Source organism: Pseudomonas sp. ABa2, assembly GCF_056676075.1.
In genome coordinates this window covers 224,778-249,105 of sequence record NZ_CM155239.1, presented here as the reverse complement: position 1 = coordinate 249,105, position 24,328 = coordinate 224,778, and the positions used below count along the sequence as shown (strand labels likewise).

27 protein-coding genes are annotated in these 24,328 nt (G+C 68.7%); 12 read left to right on the top strand and 15 right to left on the bottom strand.

Features of this window, described 5'->3' with window-relative positions; genetic code table 11:
* Positions 1–33: 33 nt before the first annotated feature.
* The 6 genes from AC1G9C_RS01200 to AC1G9C_RS01175 form a co-directional block, all read right to left on the bottom strand.
* On the bottom strand, positions 34–1,281 hold the full coding sequence (locus tag AC1G9C_RS01200; protein WP_480409242.1) for a heme biosynthesis HemY N-terminal domain-containing protein: 1,248 nt from the start codon (positions 1,279–1,281) through the stop codon (positions 34–36).
* Positions 1,278–2,396 carry a uroporphyrinogen-III C-methyltransferase gene (locus AC1G9C_RS01195; RefSeq protein ID WP_480409241.1) on the bottom strand — a complete coding sequence of 373 codons (1,119 nt, stop codon included), beginning with the start codon at positions 2,394–2,396 and terminating at the stop codon, positions 1,278–1,280. The genes AC1G9C_RS01200 and AC1G9C_RS01195 overlap by 4 nt, the downstream gene beginning before the upstream one ends.
* Positions 2,397–2,409: 13 nt before the next feature.
* On the bottom strand, positions 2,410–3,183 hold the full coding sequence (locus AC1G9C_RS01190; protein ID WP_480409240.1) for a uroporphyrinogen-III synthase: 774 nt from the start codon (positions 3,181–3,183) through the stop codon (positions 2,410–2,412).
* On the bottom strand, positions 3,180–4,118 hold the full coding sequence (hemC, locus tag AC1G9C_RS01185; RefSeq protein ID WP_480409239.1) for a hydroxymethylbilane synthase: 939 nt from the start codon (positions 4,116–4,118) through the stop codon (positions 3,180–3,182). The genes AC1G9C_RS01190 and hemC overlap by 4 nt, the downstream gene beginning before the upstream one ends.
* A 97-nt stretch (positions 4,119–4,215) precedes the next feature.
* A complete protein-coding gene (locus tag AC1G9C_RS01180; RefSeq protein ID WP_021443294.1) occupies positions 4,216–4,962 on the bottom strand; it encodes a LytR/AlgR family response regulator transcription factor in 747 nt (248 codons plus the stop codon).
* A complete protein-coding gene (locus AC1G9C_RS01175; protein WP_021443295.1) occupies positions 4,959–6,041 on the bottom strand; it encodes a sensor histidine kinase in 1,083 nt (360 codons plus the stop codon). Before AC1G9C_RS01175 ends, AC1G9C_RS01180 begins: the two co-directional genes overlap by 4 nt.
* Positions 6,042–6,286: 245 nt before the next feature.
* On the opposite strand from AC1G9C_RS01175, the gene argH reads away from it, so the two are divergent.
* The 4 genes from argH (at position 6,287) to AC1G9C_RS01155 (ending at position 11,367) form a co-directional block, all read left to right on the top strand.
* The gene (gene argH, locus AC1G9C_RS01170; protein WP_480409238.1) at positions 6,287–7,681 is read left to right on the top strand and encodes an argininosuccinate lyase; all 1,395 of its coding nucleotides are present in this window, start codon (positions 6,287–6,289) and stop codon (positions 7,679–7,681) included.
* Positions 7,682–7,760: 79 nt separating this feature from the next.
* Positions 7,761–8,036, top strand: a complete 276-nt coding sequence (locus AC1G9C_RS01165) for a hypothetical protein (protein WP_480409237.1) — start codon at positions 7,761–7,763, stop codon at positions 8,034–8,036.
* Positions 8,037–8,140: 104 nt separating this feature from the next.
* Entirely contained in the window at positions 8,141–8,392 is a 252-nt protein-coding gene (locus tag AC1G9C_RS01160) for a TIGR02647 family protein (RefSeq protein WP_480409236.1), read from the top strand.
* A 116-nt stretch (positions 8,393–8,508) separates the two neighbouring features.
* Positions 8,509–11,367, top strand: a complete 2,859-nt coding sequence (locus tag AC1G9C_RS01155; RefSeq protein ID WP_480409235.1) for a class I adenylate cyclase — start codon at positions 8,509–8,511, stop codon at positions 11,365–11,367.
* A gap of 6 nt (positions 11,368–11,373) precedes the next feature.
* Here AC1G9C_RS01155 and AC1G9C_RS01150 read toward each other — a convergent pair whose 3' ends face one another.
* The 5 genes from AC1G9C_RS01150 to AC1G9C_RS01130 form a co-directional block, all read right to left on the bottom strand.
* On the bottom strand, positions 11,374–12,174 hold the full coding sequence (locus AC1G9C_RS01150; protein ID WP_480409234.1) for a lipase family protein: 801 nt from the start codon (positions 12,172–12,174) through the stop codon (positions 11,374–11,376).
* Positions 12,175–12,234: 60 nt separating this feature from the next.
* Entirely contained in the window at positions 12,235–12,642 is a 408-nt protein-coding gene (rnk, locus tag AC1G9C_RS01145) for a nucleoside diphosphate kinase regulator (protein WP_021443480.1), read from the bottom strand.
* Positions 12,643–12,761: 119 nt separating this feature from the next.
* The gene (locus AC1G9C_RS01140; protein ID WP_122109444.1) at positions 12,762–12,968 is read right to left on the bottom strand and encodes a DUF1289 domain-containing protein; all 207 of its coding nucleotides are present in this window, start codon (positions 12,966–12,968) and stop codon (positions 12,762–12,764) included.
* Positions 12,958–13,290: an iron donor protein CyaY gene (gene cyaY / locus AC1G9C_RS01135; protein ID WP_021443482.1), complete on the bottom strand. Its 333-nt coding sequence runs from the start codon at positions 13,288–13,290 to the stop codon at positions 12,958–12,960. The genes AC1G9C_RS01140 and cyaY overlap by 11 nt, the downstream gene beginning before the upstream one ends.
* 68 nt (positions 13,291–13,358) lie before the next feature.
* Positions 13,359–14,396 (bottom strand): AraC family transcriptional regulator, encoded by a 1,038-nt coding sequence (locus tag AC1G9C_RS01130; RefSeq protein ID WP_480409233.1) that lies wholly within the window; start codon positions 14,394–14,396, stop codon positions 13,359–13,361.
* 178 nt (positions 14,397–14,574) lie between these two features.
* Between AC1G9C_RS01130 and lptM the strand changes: the two genes are divergently transcribed.
* The 6 genes from lptM (at position 14,575) to AC1G9C_RS01100 (ending at position 19,227) form a co-directional block, all read left to right on the top strand.
* Positions 14,575–14,700, top strand: a complete 126-nt coding sequence (gene lptM, locus AC1G9C_RS01125; RefSeq protein WP_003242379.1) for an LPS translocon maturation chaperone LptM — start codon at positions 14,575–14,577, stop codon at positions 14,698–14,700.
* Positions 14,701–14,711: 11 nt separating this feature from the next.
* Positions 14,712–15,959, top strand: coding sequence for a diaminopimelate decarboxylase (lysA, locus tag AC1G9C_RS01120; protein ID WP_480409232.1), 1,248 nt, complete (start codon positions 14,712–14,714; stop codon positions 15,957–15,959).
* A 10-nt stretch (positions 15,960–15,969) separates the two neighbouring features.
* Positions 15,970–16,800, top strand: coding sequence for a diaminopimelate epimerase (gene dapF / locus AC1G9C_RS01115; RefSeq protein WP_031302963.1), 831 nt, complete (start codon positions 15,970–15,972; stop codon positions 16,798–16,800).
* Entirely contained in the window at positions 16,797–17,495 is a 699-nt protein-coding gene (locus tag AC1G9C_RS01110; RefSeq protein WP_021443486.1) for a DUF484 family protein, read from the top strand. Before dapF ends, AC1G9C_RS01110 begins: the two co-directional genes overlap by 4 nt.
* Before the next feature lie 140 nt (positions 17,496–17,635).
* The gene (xerC, locus tag AC1G9C_RS01105) at positions 17,636–18,538 is read left to right on the top strand and encodes a tyrosine recombinase XerC (RefSeq protein ID WP_122109447.1); all 903 of its coding nucleotides are present in this window, start codon (positions 17,636–17,638) and stop codon (positions 18,536–18,538) included.
* Entirely contained in the window at positions 18,535–19,227 is a 693-nt protein-coding gene (locus tag AC1G9C_RS01100) for an HAD family hydrolase (RefSeq protein ID WP_480409231.1), read from the top strand. The genes xerC and AC1G9C_RS01100 overlap by 4 nt, the downstream gene beginning before the upstream one ends.
* Before the next feature lie 64 nt (positions 19,228–19,291).
* Here the strand turns inward: AC1G9C_RS01100 and sutA are convergent, their stop codons facing one another.
* The 4 genes from sutA to glnK form a co-directional block, all read right to left on the bottom strand.
* Positions 19,292–19,612, bottom strand: a complete 321-nt coding sequence (sutA, locus tag AC1G9C_RS01095) for a transcriptional regulator SutA (RefSeq protein WP_021444673.1) — start codon at positions 19,610–19,612, stop codon at positions 19,292–19,294.
* A gap of 77 nt (positions 19,613–19,689) precedes the next feature.
* On the bottom strand, positions 19,690–20,115 hold the full coding sequence (locus AC1G9C_RS01090) for a secondary thiamine-phosphate synthase enzyme YjbQ (RefSeq protein ID WP_480409230.1): 426 nt from the start codon (positions 20,113–20,115) through the stop codon (positions 19,690–19,692).
* A gap of 98 nt (positions 20,116–20,213) precedes the next feature.
* Positions 20,214–21,464 carry an ammonium transporter gene (locus AC1G9C_RS01085; RefSeq protein ID WP_480409229.1) on the bottom strand — a complete coding sequence of 417 codons (1,251 nt, stop codon included), beginning with the start codon at positions 21,462–21,464 and terminating at the stop codon, positions 20,214–20,216.
* A gap of 324 nt (positions 21,465–21,788) precedes the next feature.
* Positions 21,789–22,127 (bottom strand): P-II family nitrogen regulator, encoded by a 339-nt coding sequence (gene glnK, locus AC1G9C_RS01080; protein ID WP_003096476.1) that lies wholly within the window; start codon positions 22,125–22,127, stop codon positions 21,789–21,791.
* A 409-nt stretch (positions 22,128–22,536) separates the two neighbouring features.
* Between glnK and AC1G9C_RS01075 the strand changes: the two genes are divergently transcribed.
* Entirely contained in the window at positions 22,537–22,797 is a 261-nt protein-coding gene (locus tag AC1G9C_RS01075; protein ID WP_037052746.1) for an accessory factor UbiK family protein, read from the top strand.
* Positions 22,798–22,827: 30 nt separating this feature from the next.
* Positions 22,828–24,321: a YifB family Mg chelatase-like AAA ATPase gene (locus AC1G9C_RS01070; protein WP_457788306.1), complete on the top strand. Its 1,494-nt coding sequence runs from the start codon at positions 22,828–22,830 to the stop codon at positions 24,319–24,321.
* Positions 24,322–24,328 lie beyond the last annotated feature (7 nt).

Sequence of the window (24,328 nt, the reverse complement as noted above, 5' to 3'; positions counted from 1 at the left end):
TTCGTCCGCTGCGCGACGATCGGCCGCAGCGGCTCAGCCGCGCACGCCCTGCGGCTGCGGCAGCGCCGGCAGGCCCTGATGGAGCAGGCCGAGGCTCTCCTGCAGCAGCTGGTTGCTGCGCTCCAGCTCGCCCAACTGGGCCAGCAGGCGCGCCAGCTCGGCGCAGGTTTCCGGGTGGCGCTCCAGCTTCAGGCTGGTCTCGAAGTAGTCGCGCGCCTTGCCCCACAGCTGGTTCTGCAGGCACAGCCGACCGAGGGTCAGCAGCAGCGCCGGGTCCTGCGGGTGCTGCTTGAGCCAGAGCTCGGCGGTGTGCAGCTGCTGCGCCGGATCGGCGCCGCGCAGCACGCCGTAGAAGCGCGCCAGGCGGCTGTCGTAGGCGCGCTTGAGGGCGCTGCGCAGCACCTGTTCGGCCTCTTCCTGGGCGCCCAGGCGACGCAGCTGCTCGACGTAGGCGGCGATCAGCTCGGGCTCCTGGCGCAGCGGCGCGGAGAGCTGCTGCCAGGCCTGGGTCAGCGGCTGCAGGGCGGTTTCGCCATGGCCCAGACCGGCCTGCCCGGCATCACCCAGGCGACCGCGCCAGGTCGCGCGCTCCAGCTCGTCCAGCTCGGCGGCCGGCAGGGCCTTCTCCTTGCGCAGCTCCGGCAGCAGGCCGAGCAGCGCCGACCAGTCCTGGCGCTGCAGGTACAGGCGCTGCAGCTGGCGCAACACCAGGTGATGGCCGGGATGGCGCTCGCGCATCGCCTGCAGGGTCTCCAGCGCCGCGTCGCTCTCGCCGCGGCTCTGCTGCAGTTCGGCATGGGCCAGGGCGATGGCCAGTTCGGCCTGCGGCTGGCGCGCCAGGGCGCGCTCGAGCATGGCGTCGCTCTGCTCGTGCTGGCCCAGCTTGTGCGCCGCGCGGGCGGCGCCGAGGTAGTACATCAGCGGCTGGGGTTCGTCTTCGGCGGCCCGACTCAGCTGGCGCAGCGCGCGCGCCCAACGGCCCTCGGCCAGGTCGAGCAGGCCCTGCTGCGAGGCCAGCCGCGCCCGACGGTGGCGATGCAGGCGCGACCAGGGATTGGCCAGGCGCGTCGAGGCGAGCAACAGGCGCAGGCTGGCGCGCAGCAGGTAGAGCAGCAGCACCACCACCAGCACCAGGGCGAGGAAGGCCCACAGCCCGGACTGGTAGCGGAAGCCCTGGTAGGCGAACAGCACGTAGCCGCGGTCGGCCTGGATCGCCAGGCCGAGCAGATACAGCAGGCCGCCGACGGCGAGCAGGAGCAGCAACCAGAGCAGGCGCTTCATGGCGCCTCCCCGGCCGCGGCGGCCCCCTGCCGGCGCTGCGCCTGCTTGCGCTGCAGGTAGGCCTGCAGCGCCTCGAGCGACTCGCTCAGATCCGGCACCTGCACCTCGACCCGCTCGTCGGCCAGCTCGGCGAAGCGCTGACGCAGGGCGCGACTATCGGGGTTGTCCAGATTGAAATGGGCGTCGAGGATCTCCCCGGCCTGCTTCAGCGCCTGCCGATAGACCCCGCTCTGGCCATGCAGCGCGGCCCACTGCGCCTGCTCCAGGGCCAGCGACAGGCTCAGGCGCACCTGGCTCAGGCTCTGCCCGGAGAGCAGCGGACGGATGTTGCGGTCGGCGTCGAACTCGATGCGGAAGTACTGCGCCAGGGTCGCCAGCCATTCGCTCCACCAGGCGCGGCCATCGCCCTCGGCGGCCAGGTCGGCGAGCACGTCGCCCTGCCCCGCGAAACTCGGCGCCAGCGGGTTGAGGCTGGCGGCCTGCTCGCGCAGCGCGCCCAGTTGCAGGAACAGGCCGACGCGATCCGGCCGCTGGGTGGTGCGCAGCGCTTCCAGGCTACGGCTGAGCTGCTCGCGGGCGGCGAAGGCGGCGGGGTCGTCCTGCTCGCGGAGGATCTCGTCGGCGGCCAGCACCAGGGCCTCGGCGCTGGCCACGTCCTGCAGCGCGGACAGGCGCAGGGTGGCCAGGCGCAGCAGGTGCTCGGCCTCGTCCAGGCGCCAGTCCTGGCGGCTGCCGTCGAGCACGCTTTCCAGGCGCTGGCTGAGGCGCTGCTGATCGCCCTGCAGATTGGCCAGCAGACGCCGGCGCTCGTCCAGCTCATCGGCGCTGGGCAGCTGGTTCAGACGGCGTTCGAGTTGCCCGATCAGCTCGCCGACCTTGCCGCTCTCGGCGCGCGCGCTCTGCAGCTGATCGCGCTGCTGCTGATCCTGCTGCTGCAACTGCTGCAGCTGCCACAGGCTCCAGCCACCGGCACCGGCGCCGCCCAGGCCGACCAGCAGGGCGAACGCGGCGAGGCCGCGGCCGGCGTTGCGCGGGGCCTTGGCGGGAGCTGCGGGGGGAGTGGCGGTGGCCTCGCTGGCCGGCGTCTGGTCTTGCGGGGTGGCTGCTTCGCTCACGTATCCATCCTTTCTAGAGGGCAGCGGCCGGGTATCGTTCCAGCGCTGCCAGCAAGGCCGCGGCGCTGGCGCCGCGACAATCCACAACGATCTGTGCACCCGCGCGGCGTGCCTGCTCGGCGACCCGCGGGCTGGGCAGGAACAAGGGTAGCCGAGCCAGTTCGGGCCAGTCGGCAGCGGCCAGTTCGATCAGGTGTTCGAGCCCCTGCCCACTGCTGACCACCAGGGCGTTCAGGCGTTCCGCACGCACCCGTGCGGCCAGTTCGCCCGGCGCGTAGCTGGGCAGCAGGCGGCGGTACAGTGGCAGATAGTCGACCGTCGCACCTTGGCCGCGCAAGCGTTCGGCGAGGAATTCTCGGCCACCCTCGCCGCGCAGGATCAGCACCCGCGGCGCCGGCGCGGCGGCGAGCGCCTGCTGCAGGCGCGGCAGGGCCAGCAGCGCCTCGCTGTCGTCGCCGTCGTCCGGGCAGTGGGCGTTGAGGCCATGCTCGGCGAGCACCGCGGCGGTCGCCGCGCCGACCGCGAACCAGGGCTGCTCGGCCGGCGCCGGCACGCGGTGGCGTTCAAGCAGGGCCAGGCCCAGGCGCGCGGCCGGCTTGCTCACCGCGATCACCGCGCTGTAGTGCGCCAGCTCGAGGGTGGCGGCGCGCTGCGCGGGCGTTTCCGCCAGCGGCTCGATGACCAGCAACGGCAGGCTGTGACTGGCGATGCCGCGCTCGGCCAGGGTCTGCGCCAACGCCGCGCACTCCTCGGCCGGCCGCGTCAGCAGCAGGCGCCAGGCGCTCACGGATGGCCGGCCTCGCCGTAGACCGCCTTGAGGATGGCCTCGGCGCCCTGCGCCAGCAGCGCTTCGGCCACCCGCACGCCGAGCGCTTCGGCATCGGCGGCGGCGGCACGCGCCTCGGCGCGCAGCAGCTGGCCGCCATCGGGCTGGCCGACCAGGCCGCGCAGCCACAGCTGCTCGCCTTCGAGCAGGGCGTAACAAGCGATGGGCACCTGGCAGCCGCCGTTGAGGCGCTTGTTCAGCGCACGCTCGGCGGTGACCCGCAGCGCGGTCTCGCGGTGGTGCAACGGCGCCAGCAGGGCGTGGATCTCGGCGTCGGCGCTGCGGCACTCGATGCCGACGGCGCCCTGGCCGCCGGCCGGCAGGCTGTCCTCGGCGCTGAGTGAGCTGCGGATGCGCTCCTCGAAGCCGAGGCGGATCAGCCCGGCGGCGGCGAGAATGATGGCGTCGTACTCGCCGGCATCCAGCTTGGCCAGGCGGGTGTTGACGTTGCCGCGCAGGAACTGGATCTTCAGGTCCGGCCGGCGCGCCAGCAGCTGGGCCTGGCGGCGCAGGCTGGAGGTGCCGACCACGGCGCCGGCCGGCAGCGCATCGAGGCTGGCGTAGCGGTTGGAAACGAAGGCGTCGCGCGGGTCTTCGCGCTCGCAGATGCAGTACAGGCCCAGGCCTTCGGGGAAGTCCATCGGCACGTCCTTCATCGAGTGCACGGCGATGTCGGCCTGGTTCTCCAGCAGCGCGGTTTCCAGCTCCTTGACGAACAGGCCCTTGCCGCCGATCTTCGCCAGCGGCGCGTCGAGCAGTTTGTCGCCGCGGCTGACCATGGGCACCAGGCTGACCTTGAGGCCAGGGTGGGCCGCTTCGAGACGGGCTTTGACGTGCTCGGCCTGCCACAGGGCCAGGGCACTCTTACGGGTGGCGATACGGATTTCGCGGGACATGGGGCAAATTCCAGAAAACGGATTGCCGCGAATCATAACAGGCTCGCCCGGCGCCAGCTGATGGGTGGCGGCTATCGGCCGCAGCCGGCACCCGGCGCTACAGCGACTGCATCAGCTTGCGCACCCCGGCCACATGGCGCCGGCTGACCACCAGCGAATCGCCCTCCAGCCCCTTGAGGAACAGCTGGAAGTGCCCCAGCGGCGTGCGCTGCAGGCGCTCGATGCGCTCGCGGGCGACCAGGGCGTTGCGGTGGATGCGCACGAAGCGCTCGCCGAACTCGTCTTCCAAGGCCTTCAGCGGCTCGTCCAGCAGCACCTCGCCACCCTCGTGGCGCAGGGTCACGTACTTGTGATCGGCGATGAAATAGACCACGTGATCCAGCGGGATCAGCTCGATGCCCTTGCGCGTGCGCGCGCTGATATGGCTGCGCGGGCCGCTGCCGCTCTCGGCGGCCGGCCGGGTCAGCGCCGCCAGCTGCACCCGGTTGGGCCGCTCGGCCTTCTTCAGCGCCTCGCTGAGGCTCTCGGCGCGCACCGGCTTGACCAGGTAGCCGACCGCGCTGACCTGGAAGGCTTCCAGGGCGAATTCATCGTGCGCCGTGCAGAAGATCACCGCCGGCGGCGCCTCGCGCTCGCACAGCTTGGCGGCGACCTGCAGACCGTCCAGCCCGGGCATGCGGATATCCAGCAGGACCACGTCCGGCTTGAGACTGTCAATCAGGGTCAGGGCCTCCTCGCCATTGCTGGCGGCGGGCTCCAGGACCCGGTAGCCCTCGAGTTCGCCGACCATGCGGCTGAGGCGCTCGCGGGCGAGGGGTTCGTCGTCGACGATCAGGACATTCATATTGCTCTGGCTTCCTGCGTGAGTCTCGCACAAGGATAGCGTAGACAGCTGTAATGGCGGCCGTCACGGCGCTCCACGCTGAGACTGGCGCGCGGCCCGAAAAGTGCCGCCAGGCGCGCGTCGATATTGCTCAGCGCTTGGTGCGTTCCCCGCGACGGGTGCTGCTCGCCCCGCTCTTCATACGGATTGCTGACACACAAGCTGAACACACCATCCTGGTAGTCCGCCTCGATCCGCACCAAGCCGCCCTCGATGCGCGGCTGAATGCCGTAGATCAACGCATTTTCCAACAGCGGTTGCAGGGTCAGCTGGGGAATCGGCAGATCCTCCGGCACACCCTCGACCTCCCACTGCAACTGTAGCCGTTCGCCGAGCCGATAGTGCTCGATCGACAGATATCGTTTCGCCAGTTCCAGTTCCTCCTTCCAGGGCACCAGACTGCCGGGCTTGGCCAGACTGGCGCGAAACAGGTCGGACAGATCCAGCACCGCCTGTTCGGCCTTGAGCGGGTCGACCGCCACCAGGCTGGCGATGCTGTTCAGGCTGTTGAACAGAAAATGCGGGCGGATGCGCGCCTGCAGCGATTCGATGCGCGCACGCAGCTCGGCCTGCTCCTGCCGCCGCCATTGGCTCTGCAGGTAGAAATAGCGTAGCAGCAGCGCGGACATGATCAGGCCGATCAATGCATGGCGCAGATAAAGGTTGACCTCGCCGCTGCGTGGCAGCGGCCCGCCCAGCTCGTAGTAGTCGGCCACCGCCGTGCAGCCCAGGGTCAGCAGCACCACCAGGGCGCAGCACAGGCCGCCGGCCAGCGCCGGACGCAGGCGCGCCAGCAGCGGCCGCAGGCGGCACAGCAGCGCCGCCGAAAGCAGCACGATCCACTGCACGAACAGCGAGGTCAGCGCCAGGCGCACCCAGTCGAAGCCGGGCAGCATCGGCTCGGACAGCACCAGCACCAGCACCAGCAGCTCGGCCAGCAGCACCATGCTCAGCAGCGCTTCCGGCTGGCACAGTTCGGGAACGAAGAAGTCGTCGGCAGACGCGTTGTGGTTGTTCTTGGCAGGGACTTGTTTTGGCATCGACGCAGTTTCCGTGTCGCCCGGCGAGCCGGCAAGCCAGACGGCTCCGGCCGGGCAAAATAAAGCACCGAAATGCCGCCGCCGCGACAAAATTGTGAAGCAGCCGACAGCGCCGACGCCTGCCGGGCGGCAAACGCAGCGCGGCGAAAGGGCCGCCGACCCTGTTATTATCGGCGCACTTTGTCCGCCATGCCGGCCGCCGCACGCGGCCCGCCCGATCCAGAGCCCGAACCAGAGCACGTGCCATGAGCAGCGAAAAAACCAACCAATCCTGGGGCGGCCGCTTCAGCGAGCCCGTCGACGCCTTCGTCGCCCGCTTCACCGCCTCGGTCGAATTCGACAAGCGCCTGTATCGCCACGACATCATGGGTTCCATCGCCCACGCCAGCATGCTGGCCAAGGTCGGCGTGCTCACCGATGCCGAGCGCGACGCCATCATCGACGGCCTGAAGCAGATCCAGGCCGAGATCGAGGCCGGCAGCTTCGACTGGCGCGTCGACCTGGAAGACGTGCACATGAATATCGAGGCGCGCCTGACCGACCGCATCGGCGTCACCGGCAAGAAGCTGCACACCGGGCGCTCGCGCAACGACCAGGTGGCCACCGACATCCGCCTATGGCTGCGCGACGAGATCGACCTGATCCTCGCCGAGATCACCCGCCTGCAGCAGGGCCTGCTGGGTCTGGCCGAAGCCGAGGCGGACACCATCATGCCCGGCTTCACCCACCTGCAGACCGCCCAGCCGGTGACCTTCGGCCACCACCTGCTGGCCTGGTTCGAGATGCTGTCGCGCGACTACGAGCGCCTGGTGGACTGCCGCAAGCGCACCAACCGCATGCCCCTGGGCAGCGCCGCGCTGGCCGGCACCACCTACCCGATCCAGCGCGAGATCACCGCACAGTTGCTGGGTTTCGACGCCGTTGGCGGCAACTCCCTGGACGGCGTGTCGGATCGCGACTTCGCCATCGAATTCTGCGCCGCCGCCTCCCTGGCGATGATGCACCTGTCGCGCTTCTCCGAAGAGCTGGTGCTGTGGACCAGCGCCCAGTTCCAGTTCATCGACCTGCCGGACCGTTTCTGCACCGGCAGCTCGATCATGCCGCAGAAGAAAAACCCCGACGTACCGGAGCTGGTACGCGGCAAGAGCGGCCGGGTGTTCGGCGCGCTGATGGGCCTGCTGACCCTGATGAAAGGCCAGCCGCTGGCCTACAACAAGGACAACCAGGAAGACAAGGAACCGCTGTTCGACGCCGCCGACACCCTGCGCGACAGCCTGCGCGCCTTCGCCGACATGGTCCCGGCGATCAAACCCAAGCGCGCGATCATGCGCGAGGCGGCGCTGCGCGGCTTCTCCACCGCCACCGACCTGGCCGACTACCTGGTGCGCAAGGGCCTGCCGTTCCGCGACTGCCACGAGATCGTCGGCCACGCGGTGAAATACGGCGTGGACAGCGGCAAGGACCTGGCCGAGATGAGCCTGGACGAGCTGCGCCAGTTCAGCGGCGAGATCGAGCAGGACGTGTTCGCCGTGCTGACCCTGGAAGGCTCGGTCAATGCCCGCGACCATATCGGCGGCACCGCGCCGAACCAGGTGCGCGCCGCTGTGGTGCGTGGCCGCGAGCTGCTGGCAGCACGCTGAACGAGCAGCGCAACGGGCCTGCCTTTTCTCCAGCGGAAGAAGGCAGGCGGCACGCAACACTTAGCGGAGAATCCCTCGCATGAGCGACCACGACGACAACGAAGAAGACTTCGCCGAAGCCACCCTGGTCCAGGCTATCGAGAACCAGCTGGAAGCCGGCGAGCCGGCCGCCGCGCAGGCGGTGTACAACAAGCTCAGCCTGGTCGGCTACGCGCGTGAGGAAATCCTCCAGTTGATGGCCCTGGTGCTGGCCCACGAGGTCGACGCCATGCTGCGCGACGACCGCCCGTTCGACTCAGCCTGGTACGAGCAGGCCCTGCGCGCCCTGCCGGAGTTGCCCGAGCAGCAGGACTGAATGCGGCGAAGGTCGCACAGGCAAGCGCGCAAATCCCTCACTACACTGCATAGACCCAAGCCCGGCAGTCGCGTCGGCCTAATAACAACAAGAGCGGAGTCGCCATGAAATCCTTTACCCCCGAACTGATCGACGAGCTGGAAATCCTCGCCCTGTACAACCTGGACAATCACCAGGAGGGGCTCAAGGTGCACAACAACGCCTCGTTCAAGGCCCAGGGCGCCATCACCCGCCTGCATGAGAAGGGCCTGGTCAGCCAGGCCGACGGTGGCTATCTGACCAGCCTGGGCATCGATGCCGCCGAACACGCGCAGTGCCTGCTGACCATTCTCAGCACCAGCAAGACGCCCGCTTAAGCAAGATCCTTCGCCCGCCGCCCTACACTATCGGCCCCGGCGGGCGATATAGCGTCAGGCACTGCAGTGGATGCGCGCCGCTGATAGGCTTGCACCATTCCCCGTAGAGCTCGAGCATGACGCGCACCCTGGAAATTCGCCCGGACATCGACGACGGCATCGACCGCAAGGTGCTGGCGCAGCTGCGCGCGCGCTTTCTGCAGATCAACCAGGGCCGCCTGCAGCGCGCGAGGCAGGGTCTGTCGACGCGCCAGCAGCTGGTGCTCAAATTGCTGCCGCTGCTGCTGCACGTCAACCACCCGCTGCTGCCGGGCTATGTCTGCGCCAACACGCCGGCCGGCCTGAGCGGCTTCGAGCCGGACGACGAGGTGCTCGCCGAAGTCCAGCGTCTGACCCGCTCCTTCGTCTACAAGCCGCGCCGCGGCCAGGGCGCCGCGCCGCTGCACGGCCTGTTCCTGATGGGCAGCCTGGGCACCGTGGCGCAGGCCGAGCAGAGCGACATGGACCTGTGGCTGTGCCACGCGCCGATCCTCAGCACCCGGGAACTGCAGGACCTGCGCAAGAAGTGCGACCAACTGGAAAGCTGGGCCGCCACCCAGGGCGCCGAGGTGCACCTGTTCCTGGTCGACCCGCAGCGCTTCGCCCAGGGCGCGCGCGAGGCGCAGCTGAGCTCCGACGACTGCGGCACCACCCAGCACTACCTGCTGCTCGACGAGTTCTACCGCACGGCGATCTGGCTCGGCGGACGCACGCCGATCTGGTGGCTGGTGCCGGTCTACGAAGAGCCGCGCTACCACGACTACTGCCGCACCCTGCTGAGCAAGCGCTTCGTGCGCGCCGAGGACGTGCTCGACCTCGGCCACCTGGCGCACATCCCGCCGGAGGAGTTCATCGGCGCCGGCATGTGGCAGCTGTACAAGGGCATCGAGTCGCCCTACAAGTCGGTGCTCAAGCTGCTGCTCACCGAGGTCTACGCCAGCGAGCACCCCAGGGTCGAGTGCCTGTCGCTGCGCTTCAAGCAGGCGGTGTTCGAGGGCCGCCTCGACCTCGACGAGCTCGACCCCTATATCGTCGTCTACCGGCGCCTGGAGGAGTACCTCGGCGCCCGCGGCGACCGCGAGCGCCTGGAGCTGATTCGCCGCTGCCTGTACCTGAAGGTGAACAAGAAGATCAGCCGGCCGCCGACCCGCGGCCGCACCAAGAGCTGGCAGCGCCTGCTGCTCGAACGCCTGACCGGCGAGTGGGGCTGGGATGCGCGCCAGCTCAGCCTGCTCGACAGCCGCAGCCAGTGGAAGGTGCGCCAGGTCGGCGCCGAGCGGCGCGTGCTGGTCAACGAACTGACCTACAGCTACCGCTTCCTCTCCCAGTTCGCCCGCAGCGCACAGACCGGCAGCTCGCTGAACAACCGCGACCTCAACGTACTGGGCCGACGCCTGTACGCCGCCTTCGAGCGCAAGGCCGGCAAGGTCGAGTTCATCAACCCGGGCATCGCCCCGGACCTGGCCGAGGACACCCTGACCCTGGTGCGCCACCCCAGCCCGGAATCGCCCGAGGAACATCAGTGGGCGCTGTTCAACGGCAGCCTGGGCACCCAGGAATGGCCCGACTTCGCCCCGCTGAAGCGCGCCCGCGAGCTGATCGAACTGCTCGCCTGGTGCCACCGCAACGGCGTGATCGACGCCAGCACGCGGCTGTCGCTGCACCCGGGCAACAGCGATCTCAGCGAGTTCGAGCTGTCCAACCTGATCGCCAGCCTGCAGCAGGCCTTCCCCCTGCCGCTGCCCAGCGTGGCGGAGGCCGCCCTGCTGCGCGCCAGCCGCCCCAGCCAGGTGCTGCTGCTGGTCAACGTCGGCGTCGACCCGCTGCCGCAGCACAGCCAGATGAACGTGCACATGACCAGCGGGCGCACCGACGCCCTGGGTTATTCCGGGGTGCGCGAGAACCTGGTACTGACCCTCGACCAGATCGTGCTCAACAGCTGGAACGAGTTGCAGGTCAGCCGCTACGACGGCGCCGACGCCCTGCTCGACTGCCTGCGCGACCTGCTCAACAGCCTGCCGTCGGACGGCGCGCAGCCCCAGGTGCAGGTGCGCTGCTTCTGCCGCAACCGCGCGACGGCCATCGCCGAGCGGGTCGAGGAGCTGCTGCGCGACCTGCTCGCCACCTACGCCGAGGGCCGCCAGGCGCGCTACCTGGTGCAGATCCGCCAGCACTACCACGTGCTGCAGCTGACCCCGGGCCAGGTCAGCCATGCCGTGCTGGGCGATTTGCCGGCGCTGCTCGACCACCTCGGCGGCGAGCAGGAGCTGTACAGCCCGCTGCACCTGGACCGCCACGCGCTGGACGGCGATGACCTGGCGCTGATCCTGCCGATGGGCCGGCCGCAGTGCATCCAGCTGTTCTATCGCCTGCACGAGAGCACCGGCGACGCCGAGCTGACCCTGCTCGACGAACACAACGCGCTGTGGCGCCGGCGCCTGCCGTTTCGCGACGAACAGAGCCTGCTCACCCCGCTGCAGCGCTTCCTGCAGTCGCTGCTGTACCGGCGCAACGCCATGCTGCCGCTGGACAGTGGCGATGCCGGGCCGGCGCTGGAAATCCTCTACTACCAGCTGCTGCCCGCCGCGCCGCTTCGCGCCCAGCGCCTGGAGCGCCGGCCGCCGCCGCAGGCGCCGGTCAGCCACCCGTTCTACGACGTGCAGGCGATCCTCGAACCGGGCGACGGCCGCCAGCCGCACGTCACCCTGTACTGCAACCACCGCGAGTTTTCCGAGCTGGAGTACGGCCGCGAGCTGTACCGCGCCGTGGCCCGGCATATCCTCGCCCAGCGCGCCGGCGGCGAGCGCTACCCCTGCTACATCACCGACCTCGACCTGTCCGCCCTGCTCGCCAGCCAGCAGGCGCAGACCGTGCACTACCTGCGCTACAAGAGCGAACTGGAGGATGCACTGAACGCGGCGCTGCAGCAGGCCTGAGAGCCCTCAGTCGCGCATCGGCGCCTGGGGATGGAGCAGGGCGTAGAGATAGCAGTCGGCCAGGCTGTGGTTGTCGGCTACACCGCCGTAGCTGGCAGTGAAGCTCACCGCCAGGCCCAGGTGCTGGTACAGCCAGCGGTCGCTGACCGCGGGCGGCACCTCGGGCACCAGGTCGCTGTCGTTGACCAGGCGATAGGTGGGTACGTCCAGACCGTTGTAGTAGGCGGCAAAGGCCGGTGCGGCCAGGCGCGGACTGGCGAAGTTGTAGTGCTGCAGCGGCAGCGAGGGCCAGCGCAGGCGCAGATCGGGCACCGCCAGGCTGCTCAGTGCGCAGCCCAGGCTATGCCCGCAGAGCCATAGCGCCTGACTCGGCTGCAGGTCGTCGAGTGCCTGCAGGGCCTGGTCGCGCAGCGAAGCATAGAGCGTGAGGAAACCGTCATGCACCTGACCGACGCCGGCCTGCCAGGGGTAGGCCCGCTGGTCCAGGTCGAGGTCGTCGAGCCAGTCCTGCACCGACTCGGTGCCGCGGAACACCAGGTAGCAGTCGCCCCGCGGATCGCAGGCGGCGAAACCGAAAGGCTCCGCCTCGTCGAATATCCAGAACTCGGTGAGGCTGCTCCACACCACCGCGGAAAAACGCCAGCCCGGCAGCGCCGGCGCTTGCCAGTGGAAATCCTGTGCCCGTCGCGGCCGGCCCTGGGCCTGCCACTGCTGGTACTGATCGTAGGCCGCGACCACCAGCTGGGCGCAGCCCAGGGCGCGGGACAACTGGAAACCTTGGGGGAAATAGAGGGGCAGACTGGGCATCGCAGGGCCTCCTTGCCGGACAAGCTCATACTCTAGTCCAGCGCCCCGCGCAGCGGCCACTCAGCGAACGTATTCGCCCGCGGCCTCCGGCTGGTATTCCACCGCCAGCAGGGTCAGCTTGAGCAGTTTGCCGCCAGGCGCCGGCCAGTCGATATGCTGGCCGACGGACAGGCCGAGCAGGGCGCAGCCGATCGGCGCGAGGATGCTGACGGTGCCCTCGCCGCCGGCGTCCTGCGGGTAGACCAGGGTCAGGTGGTAATCCTTGCCGCTGCTCTCCTCGCGGCAGTGCACGCGCGAGTTCATGGTCACCACGCCGGCCGGCACCTCGTCGTGCCCGACCACCTCGGCACGATCCAGCTCGGCCTGCAGCGCGGTGGCGCCGGGGCCGAAATCCTCCAGGCTGTCGAGCAGACGCTCGAGGCGCTGCAGGTCGAGACGGGTAATGGTGATAGCGGGCGTGTTGCTCATGATGGCGGCCTGACTCCTCGTGCTGGGCGCAGAAAAAGCAAAACCCCGCCCGAAGGCGGGGTTTTGCGAAACCTTAGGCCGACCCTAACACAGCCGGGCAAATAAACAAGACCGCCCGGTCAGGGCGCCGCCTTGCGCTGGCGCAGGCGCTGTTCGGCCTCGCGGCAGATCTGCCGGCGCCGGGCGTCGTCGGCCGCGCCCCAGTCGAGGATGTCCTGCAGGGTGCGACCGCAGCCGAGGCAGACGTCGCCGCCGTCCAGGCAACACTGGCGTCGGCAGGGCGAGGCCAGCGGCGCGGTGTCGCGCGAGCCGGGCTCAGAGCTCATCGAACTCCAGCTCGGTGCCGCACTGCTCGAGGGTGATACGCACCAGCATCTCGCCCAGCTGCTCGTCGCTGCTGTCGCAGATCCAGCGCTCGCTGGCTTCGTCGAAGTCGAAGTGGAAACCGCCGGAACGCGCCGCCAGCCACAGCTGACGGATCGGCTCCTGACGGCTGAAGATCAGCTGGCTGCCGTTGTCGAAACGCACGGTGAGCACGCCGCCGCTGTTCTCCAGGTCGACGTCCAGACCGCTGTCGTCAAAGATGTCTTCCACCGCCTGCTGGGTGGCATCGACCAGGTCGTGGAAGCGGGCTTCGCTCAGGCTCATCGGGGTGTCCTCACAAGGTGCAGCGACTGCAGAAAAATAGGCGAAAACGCCAGACCGGGGTAGCCGGCCTAGCCGAGAAGGTGGCGACGGTACTCGCCCGGACTCGCTCCCGTCCAGCGGCGAAAGGCGCGCGCCAGCGAACCGGGCTCGCTGAAGCCGACCAGAAAGGCGATTTCCGCCAGCCCCAGCGCCGGGTCGCGCAGGTAGTGCAGCGCCAGTTGCTGGCGCGTCTCGTCGACCAGCTGACTGAACGACAGGCCGCCTTCGCGCAGGCGCCGCTGCAGGGTACGCGGGCTGAGCGCCAGGGCGCTGGCGATGGCCTCCAGATCCGGCCCCTGCTCGGGCAGCTGGCGCGCCAGCTCCAGCCGCGCCCGATCCAGCACGCTGTGACCCTGGCGCAACTCGCCGAGCAGGCGGTCGGCGTAGGCGTCGAGCATCAGCCGCACCTGGGCGTCGGCCTGGCCCAGCGGCACCGCCAGCAGGCGCTTGGGGAACACCAGGGCGTTGTCGGCCTGGCCGAACAGCACCGGGCACCGGAAGATCCGCTCGTGCTCGGAGGTATCGGCCGGCGCCGGGTGCTGGAAGCGCACCTCGCTGGGCGGGATGTCCAGGCCGCTGATCCAGCGGCCGAAGCTGACCCAACCGGCCAGGGTCTCCTCGCTGAGCTGCCGTTGCTGCTGCGCCAGCAGCGGCTGCCAGCTGTGCGCCACCAATGGCTCGCCACCGGGGCGCGCCGGCTCGTCGTCGAGGCCGACCAGGCCCAGGTTGCCGACCAGGGCGGCATAACGCGCCTGGCGATGCAGGGCATCGGCCAGGGTCGCGCAGCTCATGATCAGGTAGCCAAGCACTCCGTAGTAGCCGGGCCGCACCGCCTCGCCCAGGTGCAGGCCGAGGCAGTCGTCACCGCTCAGCCGCACGCCTTCGCCGAGCAGGCTCAGGTAGGCACTGGCGGCGATGCGCTGGTCGCGCTGACCGAGCACTTCGGGGGCCAGCTGGGCATGGGCGAGCAGCGCCGCAGGGGCTATGCCCTGGCGTTGCAGGTGATCGACCAGGCCCTGCAGGTAGGCGACCGAGACCGAACTGGCCAGTGGGGCGGGATTGTCCATCGAGGCTCCTTGGGCTTGCCCCATGCTAACCCAGGCGTCGGCAAACGCCGCGCACGCTGGCGCCAGGGCCACGCGCAGATTGAGCCAGCCCCCGCCAGGCGGGCGCCTGGCGCATAGGCAAGGGGGCGGGGGGTCGGTATACTCCGGCGCAATTCACGCTTATTTCAAGGACCGCCCCATGAAGCGACTGACCCTCGCGCTCCTCGCCGCCGTCTGCCTGCTGGCCGGCTGCGGACAGAAAGGCCCGCTGTACCTGCCGGGCGACGAAAACGCCGGTAACAGCCGAGACCGTTTCGAACTCTGAAGGAGCACCCCATGGAAGCCTTTACCTACCGCGACGGCGAGCTGTTCGCGGAAGGTGTCGCCCTGTCCGCGCTGGCCCAGCGCTTCGGCACACCGACCTACGTTTACTCGCGCGCCCATATCGAGGCGCAGTACCGCGCCTATGCCGATGCCCTGGCCGGCCTGCCGCACCTGGTCTGCTTCGCCGTCAAGGCCAACTCCAACCTCGGCGTGCTGAACGTGCTGGCGCGCCTCGGCGCCGGTTTCGACATCGTCTCCAGCGGTGAGCTGGAGCGCGTCCTGGCCGCCGGCGGCGAACCCAGCCGCATCGTCTTCTCCGGCGTCGGCAAGAGCCGCGACGACATGCGCCGCGCCCTGGAAGTGGGCGTGCACTGCTTCAACGTCGAATCCAGCGTCGAGCTGGAACGCCTGCACAAGGTGGCGTCCGAACTGGGCGTCAAGGCGCCGGTCTCGTTGCGGGTCAACCCGGACGTGGACGCCGGCACTCACCCCTACATCTCCACCGGCCTCAAGGAAAACAAGTTCGGCATCGACATCGAGCAGGCCGAGGCGGTCTACGCCCGAGCCGCCGAACTGGCGAACCTGGAAGTGATCGGTGTCGATTGCCATATCGGCTCGCAGCTGACCACCCTCGAGCCCTTCCTCGATGCCCTGGATCGCCTGCTGCTGCTGGTCGACAAGCTGGCCGACCGCGGCATCCACATCCGTCACCTGGACCTGGGCGGCGGCCTCGGCGTGCAGTACCGCGACGAGCAGCCGCCGCTGGCCGGCGACTACATCAAGGCCGTGCGCGAGCGCATCAAGGGCCGCGACCTGGCCCTGGTGTTCGAGCCGGGCCGTTTCATCGTGGCCAATGCCGGCGTGCTGCTGACCCAGGTGGAATACCTCAAGCACACCGAGCACAAGGACTTCGCCATCGTCGATGCGGCGATGAACGACCTGATTCGCCCGGCGCTGTACCAGGCCTGGATGGACGTCTCGCCGGTGCAGCCGCGCGCCGGTGAGCCGCGCAACTACGACCTGGTCGGGCCGATCTGCGAGACTGGCGACTTCCTCGCCAAGGATCGCCATCTGGTGCTGGCCGAAGGCGACCTGCTGGCGGTGCGTTCGGCCGGTGCCTACGGCTTCGTCATGAGCTCCAACTACAACACCCGCGGCCGCGCCGCCGAGGTGCTGGTGGATGGCGAGCAGGCCTATGAAGTGCGTCGGCGCGAGACCGTCCAAGAGCTCTATGCCGGCGAAAGCCTGCTGCCGGCCTGAGGGCGACGCCATGCTATTGCGCTTTACCAAGATGCACGGCCTGGGCAACGACTTCATGGTCCTCGACCTGATCAGTCAGCACGCCCACGTGCAGCCCAAGCACGCCAAGCAATGGGGCGACCGCCACACCGGCGTCGGCTTCGATCAGTTGCTGATCGTCGAGCCGCCGAGCCACCCGGACGTCGACTTCCGTTATCGCATCTTCAACTCCGACGGCTCGGAAGTGGAGCAGTGCGGCAACGGCGCGCGCTGCTTCGCCCGCTTCGTGCTGGACAAGCGCCTGACCACCAAGAAGGTGATCCGCGTCGAGACCAAGAGCGGCGTGATCGAGCTGCGTGTACAGAACGACGGCCAGGTCTGCGTCAACATGGGCGCGCCGCGCCTGGAGCCGGCGCAGGTGCCGTTCCAGGCCGAACAGGCGGCGCTGAGCTACAAGGTCGAGGTGGACGGCGAGACGGTCGAGCTGGCCGCATTGTCCATGGGCAACCCGCACGCCGTGCTGCGCGTCGACAGCGTCGACGACGCGCCGGTGCGTGAGCTGGGGCCGAAGCTGGAACATCACCCGCGCTTCCCGCAGCGGGTCAACGTCGGCTTCCTCCAAGTGCAGGACCGCCAGCATGCGCGCCTGCGCGTGTGGGAACGCGGCGCCGGCGAGACCCTGGCCTGCGGCACCGGCGCCTGCGCCGCGGCGGTCGCGGCGATCCGCCAGGGCTGGATGGATTCGCCGCTGCAGCTGGAACTGCCGGGCGGCAAGCTGTCCATCGAGTGGGCAGGCGAAGGGCAGCCGGTTATGATGACCGGGCCCGCTGCGCGCGTATACGAAGGACAGGTTCGCCTATGACAGACCAGCAGGATTGCCCCAAGCCGCTCGACTCGGAAACGGTCGCCGCCTACCTGCGCCTGCATCCGGAGTTCTTCATCGACCATGAAGAACTCATTCCCGAGCTGCGTATTCCGCACCAGCCCGGCAACGCCGTGTCGCTGGTCGAACGCCAGGTCAAGCTGCTGCGCGAACGCAACATCGAGATGCGCCACCGCCTCGGCCAGCTGATGGACGTGGCGCGCGACAACGACCGCCTGTTCGACAAGACCCGCCGCCTGGTGCTCGACCTGCTCGACGCCGGCAGCCTGGAAGAGGTGGTCGGCGCGGTGGAAGACAGCCTGCGCCACGAGTTTCAGGTACCCTTCGTCGGCCTGATCCTGTTCAGCGACAACAAGCTGCCGGTAGGCCGCTCGGCCACCCTGGCCGAAGCGCATGCGCAGATCGGCGGCCTGCTCAGCGGTGGCAAGACCGTCTGCGGCGTGTTGCGTCCGCACGAGCTGGAGTTCCTGTTCGGCAAGGACGACGCTGCCCGGGTCGGCTCGGCCGCCGTGGTTTCGCTCAGCCATCAGGGGCTGCACGGCGTGCTGGCCATCGGCAGTGTCGATCCGCAACACTACAAGAGCTCGCTCGGCACCCTGTTCCTCGGCTATATCGCCGAAGTGCTGGCGCGCGTGCTGCCCGGCTTCGCCACGCCGCTGCGCTCGGTACGCTAACGACTGTCGTCGGATGGGTTGAGCGGCGCACTATCCATCATGGCTCGATAGATCACCCGATGGTTACGCGCCGCGCGAGTGGCGCCACGCCCTCAACTCTAGTGTCTGGCGCCGCGAACCCATCCTACGAGGCTTGAAGCTTGAAGCTTGCAGCTGACCTTGACGCCTACCTCGAATACCTGCGTCGCGAGCGCCAGGTGTCGCTGCACACCCTCGACGGCTATCGCCGCGACCTCGGCAAGGTGCAGGCCTTCTGCGAGGCGGAGGGGTTGGCCGACTGGGCCGCGCTGGATACCCGCGAGCTGCGCCGCCTGGTCGCTCGCCTGCACCAGCAGGGCCTGGCCAGCCGCAGCCTGGCGCGCCTGCTCTCGGCCACCCGCGGCCTGTACCAGTACCTGCTGCGCGAAGGCCTGTGCCGTCACGACCCGGCCGCCGGCCTCAGCCCGCCCAAGCGCGAACGGCGCCTGCCGCGCACCCTCGATGCCGACCGCAGCGCCCAGCTGCTCGACGGCGCGGTGGAGGACGACTTCATCGCCCGCCGCGACCAGGCCATGCTCGAGCTGTTCTATTCCTCCGGCCTGCGCCTGTCCGAGCTGGTCGGCCTGGATCTCGACGGCCTCGACCTGGCCGCCGGCCTGGTGCGGGTGCGCGGCAAGGGCAACAAGGTGCGCGAGCTGCCGGTCGGCCGTATGGCGCGCCAGGCGCTGGAGCAGTGGCTGGCGCTGCGCAAACTGGCGAATCCCGGCGACGGCGCGGTGTTCGTCAGCCAGCAGGGCCGCCGCCTCGGCGCTCGCGCGGTGCAGCTGCGGGTGCGCCAGGCCGGCGTGCGCGAGCTGGGCCAGCACCTGCACCCGCACATGCTGCGCCACAGCTTCGCCAGCCATATGCTGGAGTCGTCGCAGGACCTGCGCGCGGTGCAGGAGCTGCTCGGCCACGCCGATATCGCCACCACGCAGATCTACACCCACCTGGACTTCCAGCACCTGGCCAAGGTCTACGACCAGGCCCATCCGCGCGCCAAGCGCAAAGGCGGTTCCGCATGAGCATTGAGCTGATCACCTTCGACCTCGACGACACCCTGTGGGACGTGACCCCGGTGATGCAGGACGCCGAGGCCGCCCTGCGCAACTGGCTGGCGATGCACGCGCCGCGCCTGGGCGCGGTGCCGGTGGAACACCTGTGGCAGATCCGCAGCGGCCTGCTGAGCGCCGAGCCGATGCTCAAGCACCGCCTCAGCGAACTGCGCCGGCGCATCCTCCTGCATGCCCTGGAAGGCGCCGGCTACAGCCATGGCGAAGCCCTGGCGCTGGCCGAGGCGGGGTTCCAGGTGTTTCTCAACGCGCGCCACCAGGTCGAACTGTTCGCCGAGGTGCACCCCACGCTGGAAGCCCTGGCCGAGCGTTACCAGCTCGGTGTGATCACCAACGGCAACGCCGACGTGCGCCGCCTGGGGCTATCGGAATACTTCCGCTTCGCCCTCTGCGCCGAGGAGCTGGGGGTGGGCAAGCCCGACCCCAAACCCTTCCGCGAGGCGCTCAGGCGCGCCGGGGTGGCGGCCGAGCGGGCGGTGCATATCGGCGACCACCCCAGCGACGATATCGCCGGCGCCCAGGCTGCCGGCCTGCGTGCGATCTGGTTCAACCCGCAGGGGCTGAGCTGGCAGGCCGAGACCACGCCGGACGCGCAGATCGCCAGCCTGGCCGAACTGCCGGCGCTGCTCGCTAGCTGGTAAGCCGTAGCCCGGGCCGGGCACAAAAAACCCGCCACAGGGGCGGGTTTCGTGCAGCGTGCCGTCCTCAGATAGGGCGGCTGCCATATTTGCTGTCGGGCTTCTTGGGCGGGTCGGCGACCACGTTGGGCTCCACCTCCTGCACCTTGCCGCCACGGGCGAGGAAATCTTCCATCGCCTTGGCCAACGCGTCGCGCTCTTTCTGCTTGGCTTCGATGCTCGGCAGCTCGTCGACTTCGACGGCCTTGGCCTTGCTCTTCTTGCCGCCGGCTACGACTTCGCCGTCGCCCTCGTCGCCGCTGTCGCCGTCGTCGGCAGCCGCCAGCTCCTCACCGTCGTCCTCGTCGGCCCCTTCCAGGTCGTCTTGTTCCAGGTCTTCGTCGCTCATGTTCAACCTCATGACTTGCGAAAAGCAGGTTAGTTATAGCCCAGTCGCGCAGGCTTCACTGCCCGACCGGAAAAAATTCAAATGACCTCGCCTTGCCAGGTCGCCAGCACCCGCCGGGCGCCGCCATGGTCGCGGTGCTCGCCGAGGTAGATGCCCTGCCAGCTGCCCAGCGCCAGGCGCCCGTTCTGTATCGGCAGCAGCAACTGACAGCCCAGCAGGCTGGCCTTGAAGTGCGCCGGCAGGTCGTCCGGGCCTTCGTCGTCGTGTTCGTAGCCGCCCTCGCCCTGCGGCACCAGGCGGTTGAAGAAACGCTCGAAATCGCGGCGCACCGCGGGGTCGGCGTTCTCGTTGACGCTCAACGACGCCGAGGTGTGCTGCAGCCACAGATGCAACAGACCGACGCGCAGCTGCGCCAGTTCCGGCAAGGCGGCCAGCAGTTCGTCGGTCACCAGGTGGAAACCGCGACTGCGCGGACGCAGGCTGACGGTGCGTTGCTGCCACATCCGACTCTCGCTCCCGATGGCTTCAGCGCGCGCATTCTAGCGCGCCGTCAGAAAAAACAAAGGGCGCCCGAAGGCGCCCTTTGCGATTACCGGGAAAATCACTTGTTGGTGAATTCCGGGTAGGCCTCCATACCGCACTCGGCGATATCCACGCCCTCGTACTCTTCCTCTTCGCTGACGCGCAGGCCGATCACCGCCTTGATGATGCTCCAGACGATCAGGCTGGCGCCGAAGACCCAGGCGAAGATGCTGGCGATACCCAGCAGCTGGGCGCCCAGGGTGGCGTCGCCGTTGGTCAGGCACACTGCCAGCAGGCCCCAGATACCGACCACGCCGTGCACCGAGATGGCGCCGACCGGGTCGTCGATCTTCAGCTTGTCCAGGCCGAGGATGGAGAACACCACCAGCACGCCGCCGACGCCGCCGATCAGGGTCGCCTGCAGACCGCTCGGGGTCAGGGGTTCGGCGGTGATGGCCACCAGGCCGGCCAGGGCGCCGTTCAGCGCCATGGTCAGGTCGGACTTGCCGAACAGGATGCGCGCCACGATCATCGCCGCGATCAGGCCACCGGCGGCGGCCATGTTGGTGTTGACGAACACCTGGGCCACGGCGTTGGCATCTTCGATGGTGCTCATCTTCAGCTGCGAGCCGCCGTTGAAGCCGAACCAGCCCATCCACAGGATGAAGGTGCCGAGGGTGGCCAGCGGCAGGTTGCAGCCGGGGATGGCATTGACCTGGCCACCCGCGCCGTACTTGCCCTTACGCGCACCGAGCAGCAGCACGCCAGCCAGGGCCGCCGAAGCGCCGGCCATGTGCACCACGCCGGAGCCGGCGAAGTCGAGGAAGCCGGCTTCGTTGAGGAAGCCCGAGCCCCACTTCCAGAAACCCTGAACCGGGTAGATGAAACCGGTCATAACCACGGCGAAGGCGAGGAAGGCCCACAGCTTCATGCGCTCGGCCACCGCACCGGAGACGATCGACATGCAGGTCGCGGCGAACACCACCTGGAAGAAGAAGTCGGAACGGGCCGAGTAGTAAGGCGCATCGTCGCCACCGGCGAGTACCGAGTCGACGCTGTTCTCGTCGCCGATCAAAAAGCCCAGGCTCGGCAGGATGCCGCCTTCCGGGCTGGAGTACATGATGTGGTAGCCGATCACCAGGTACATCACGCTGGCCACCGCGTACAGGGCGATGTTCTTGGTGAGGATCTCGGTGGTGTTCTTGGCGCGGACCAGGCCGGATTCGAGCATGGCGAAGCCTGCCGCCATCCACATCACCAGGGCACCGCAGATCAGAAAGTAGAAGGTATCGAAGCCGTACTGCAATGCAGTCAATGCTGTGTTGTCCATTTTTCACCTCTTGCCGGCGCTTATTGTGCGCTGTTCGGTTAAGACGCCCGGGTTGGCTCCGGACGCGTTCCGTATGCTTTACAGGTAGTTGCCACGCTCGATCTGGATCGCTGAACCCCCTGCGCCGCAAGGCGACCAGGTGTTCCCATCACGGAGCGCGAAACCTGCGAGGGTCAGGCACAGCGGGGCGGCGAGGACTTCGCCGACTCCGGCATTCGTCGTCGACAGCGGCGCGGGACCGCCAATCGAGGGCAAAAGGGCTCCTAGCCCTGCGAAAGTTCGCAGAGTCATGGGTTTACTCCTGGGGCGTGGGGTTCGGAGGTTTTAGATCGCGTCGGTATCGGTTTCGCCGGTACGGATGCGGATCGCCTGTTCCAGATTGACCACGAAGATCTTGCCGTCGCCGATCTTGCCGGTGTTGGCCGCCTTGGTGATGGCCTCGATGACGCGATCGAGCTGATCGTCGGCGATGGCCACGTCGATCTTCACCTTGGGCAGGAAGTCGACCACGTACTCGGCGCCGCGATACAGCTCGGTGTGACCCTTCTGGCGGCCGAAGCCCTTGACCTCGGTGACGGTAATGCCCTGCACGCCGATCTCCGACAGCGACTCGCGCACATCGTCCAACTTGAACGGCTTGATGATGGCAGTGACTAGCTTCATGAAACTTTCTCCCGTGTAAGGTGGACTTGCCCCAGGAATTGCGAACCCGGCTCAAGTCTAAGCGCAGTGTCTGGCTTTTGTAATGCACCGACCGCCCAGCCTGGCGTGGCCGATACCCACCAACCGCTCCCGACGAAACACTCCCCCGCTCCGTCCGACGCACCGGTACTGCATCGGTGCATGAGTCGCTAGGCCCTAAGCAGAAAGCTTGCCAGCTCCCATAAAAGCGCCGCGATTCAGGGTTTTACCTGCAGCCTGATGCAACCGGGGCGAGGCCGCGGCGGCACTTACGCACAAGATTGGTGCGCCATGCGCGCCGACCGTGCGCAAAAATCGTGCAGCTGACGGGACGACGTCCCGCCGCCGACCACGTGCTACACTGCCCGCCGTCTGTACTCGGAACCCGCCCATGCTGCCGCCCAAAGCCCTGCTCGACACCCTCAGTAGCCACGCCTCGCGCCTGTTCAGCGGCGACAGCCCGCTACCGCGCGCGGAGCTGGAGGCCCAGTTCAAGGCCCTGCTGCAGAGCGGCTTCAGCAAGCTCGAGCTGGTCAGCCGCGAGGAGTTCGACAGCCAGATGGTGGTATTGGCCCGCACCCGCGCGCGCCTGGAGGCACTGGAAGCCAAGGTTGCCGAGCTGGAAGCCAAGCTCAACCCACCCGCCGACTGATCCAGCGGCGGGACCGATCAAGGAGTGATCATGTCCCTGGCCCTCGTCCACAGCCGCGCCCAGGTCGGCGTCGAAGCGCCCACCGTCACCGTCGAGGCGCACCTGGCCAACGGCCTGCCATCCCTGACCCTGGTCGGCCTGCCGGAGACCGCGGTCAAGGAAAGCAAGGACCGCGTGCGCAGCGCCATTCTCAACGCCGCCTTCGAATTTCCCAGCAAACGCATCACCCTCAATCTGGCCCCCGCCGATTTGCCGAAGGACGGCGGTCGCTTCGACCTGGCCATCGCCCTGGGCATTCTCGCCGCCAGCGGTCAGGTACCGGCCCCATCTCTCGATGCATACGAGTGCCTGGGCGAACTGGCGCTGTCCGGCGCCGTGCGCCCGGTGCAGGGCGTGTTGCCGGCGGCGCTGGCCGCCCGCGAAGCCGGACGCACCTTGCTGGTGCCGGCGGCCAATGCCGAAGAGGCCAGCCTCGCCTCCGGGCTCAGGGTGATCGCCGTCGACCACCTGCTGCAGATCGCCGCGCACCTCAACGGCACGGCCCCCATCGAACCCTATGCCGCCCAGGGCCTGCTCCGGCAGAGCCTGCCCTACCCCGACCTGGCCGAAGTGCAGGGCCAATTGGCGGCCAAGCGCGCCCTGCTGGTGGCGGCCGCCGGCTCGCACAACCTGCTGCTCAGCGGCCCGCCCGGCACCGGCAAGACCCTGCTCGCCAGCCGCCTGCCAGGCCTGCTGCCGCCGCTGGACGAAAGCGAGGCGCTGCAGGTGGCGGCGATCCACTCGGTGGCCAGTCATACGCCGTTGCAGCACTGGCCGCAGCGCCCCTTTCGCACCCCGCACCATAGTGCCTCGGGGCCGGCGCTGGTCGGCGGTGGCAGTCGTCCGCAGCCCGGCGAGATCACCCTGGCGCATCAGGGCGTGCTGTTCCTCGACGAGCTGCCGGAGTTCGACAGGAAGGTCCTGGAGGTGCTGCGCGAACCGCTGGAGAGCGGCCATATCGTCATCGCCCGGGCGCGCGACAAGGTGCGTTTCCCGGCGCGTTTCCAGCTGGTGGCGGCGATGAATCCCTGCCCCTGCGGCTACCTCGGCGATGCGAGCAACCGCTGCCGCTGCACCCCGGAGCAGATCCAGCGCTACCGCGCCAAGTTGTCCGGGCCGCTGCTCGACCGCATCGACCTGCACCTGACCGTGGCGCGCGAAAGCACGGCGCTGGAGGTCCCGGCACAGGATGGCGAAAGCACCGCTGAGGCCGCGGCCAAGGTCGCCGCCGCGCGTCAGCGCCAGCTGCGGCGCCAGGGCGTGGCCAACGCCCTTCTCGACCTGCCCGGGCTGCGTCGGCACTGCGCCCTGAGCGAAACGGATCGCCACTGGCTGGAGAATGCCTGCGAGCGCCTCGGCCTGTCGCTGCGCGCCGCGCACCGGGTACTCAAGGTGGCACGCACCCTGGCCGACCTGGCGGACGAGGAGCGGATCGCCCGCGGCCACCTGGCCGAGGCGCTGCAGTATCGACCGGGGATGGGCTGAGACACCG

Coding starts and splice junctions, on each gene's coding strand:
- AC1G9C_RS01200 (WP_480409242.1), bottom strand. CDS start 1,281: ATGAAGCGCCTGCTCTGGTTGCTGCTCCTGCTCGCCGTCGGCGGCCTG.
- hemC (WP_480409239.1), bottom strand. CDS start 4,118: ATGTCCCGCGAAATCCGTATCGCCACCCGTAAGAGTGCCCTGGCCCTG.
- AC1G9C_RS01180 (WP_021443294.1), bottom strand. CDS start 4,962: ATGAATGTCCTGATCGTCGACGACGAACCCCTCGCCCGCGAGCGCCTC.
- AC1G9C_RS01175 (WP_021443295.1), bottom strand. CDS start 6,041: ATGCCAAAACAAGTCCCTGCCAAGAACAACCACAACGCGTCTGCCGAC.
- argH (WP_480409238.1), top strand. CDS start 6,287: ATGAGCAGCGAAAAAACCAACCAATCCTGGGGCGGCCGCTTCAGCGAG.
- AC1G9C_RS01165 (WP_480409237.1), top strand. CDS start 7,761: ATGAGCGACCACGACGACAACGAAGAAGACTTCGCCGAAGCCACCCTG.
- AC1G9C_RS01160 (WP_480409236.1), top strand. CDS start 8,141: ATGAAATCCTTTACCCCCGAACTGATCGACGAGCTGGAAATCCTCGCC.
- AC1G9C_RS01155 (WP_480409235.1), top strand. CDS start 8,509: ATGACGCGCACCCTGGAAATTCGCCCGGACATCGACGACGGCATCGAC.
- AC1G9C_RS01150 (WP_480409234.1), bottom strand. CDS start 12,174: ATGCCCAGTCTGCCCCTCTATTTCCCCCAAGGTTTCCAGTTGTCCCGC.
- rnk (WP_021443480.1), bottom strand. CDS start 12,642: ATGAGCAACACGCCCGCTATCACCATTACCCGTCTCGACCTGCAGCGC.
- AC1G9C_RS01140 (WP_122109444.1), bottom strand. CDS start 12,968: ATGAGCTCTGAGCCCGGCTCGCGCGACACCGCGCCGCTGGCCTCGCCC.
- cyaY (WP_021443482.1), bottom strand. CDS start 13,290: ATGAGCCTGAGCGAAGCCCGCTTCCACGACCTGGTCGATGCCACCCAG.
- AC1G9C_RS01130 (WP_480409233.1), bottom strand. CDS start 14,396: ATGGACAATCCCGCCCCACTGGCCAGTTCGGTCTCGGTCGCCTACCTG.
- lptM (WP_003242379.1), top strand. CDS start 14,575: ATGAAGCGACTGACCCTCGCGCTCCTCGCCGCCGTCTGCCTGCTGGCC.
- lysA (WP_480409232.1), top strand. CDS start 14,712: ATGGAAGCCTTTACCTACCGCGACGGCGAGCTGTTCGCGGAAGGTGTC.
- dapF (WP_031302963.1), top strand. CDS start 15,970: ATGCTATTGCGCTTTACCAAGATGCACGGCCTGGGCAACGACTTCATG.
- AC1G9C_RS01110 (WP_021443486.1), top strand. CDS start 16,797: ATGACAGACCAGCAGGATTGCCCCAAGCCGCTCGACTCGGAAACGGTC.
- AC1G9C_RS01100 (WP_480409231.1), top strand. CDS start 18,535: ATGAGCATTGAGCTGATCACCTTCGACCTCGACGACACCCTGTGGGAC.
- sutA (WP_021444673.1), bottom strand. CDS start 19,612: ATGAGCGACGAAGACCTGGAACAAGACGACCTGGAAGGGGCCGACGAG.
- AC1G9C_RS01090 (WP_480409230.1), bottom strand. CDS start 20,115: ATGTGGCAGCAACGCACCGTCAGCCTGCGTCCGCGCAGTCGCGGTTTC.
- AC1G9C_RS01085 (WP_480409229.1), bottom strand. CDS start 21,464: ATGGACAACACAGCATTGACTGCATTGCAGTACGGCTTCGATACCTTC.
- glnK (WP_003096476.1), bottom strand. CDS start 22,127: ATGAAGCTAGTCACTGCCATCATCAAGCCGTTCAAGTTGGACGATGTG.
- AC1G9C_RS01075 (WP_037052746.1), top strand. CDS start 22,537: ATGCTGCCGCCCAAAGCCCTGCTCGACACCCTCAGTAGCCACGCCTCG.
- AC1G9C_RS01070 (WP_457788306.1), top strand. CDS start 22,828: ATGTCCCTGGCCCTCGTCCACAGCCGCGCCCAGGTCGGCGTCGAAGCG.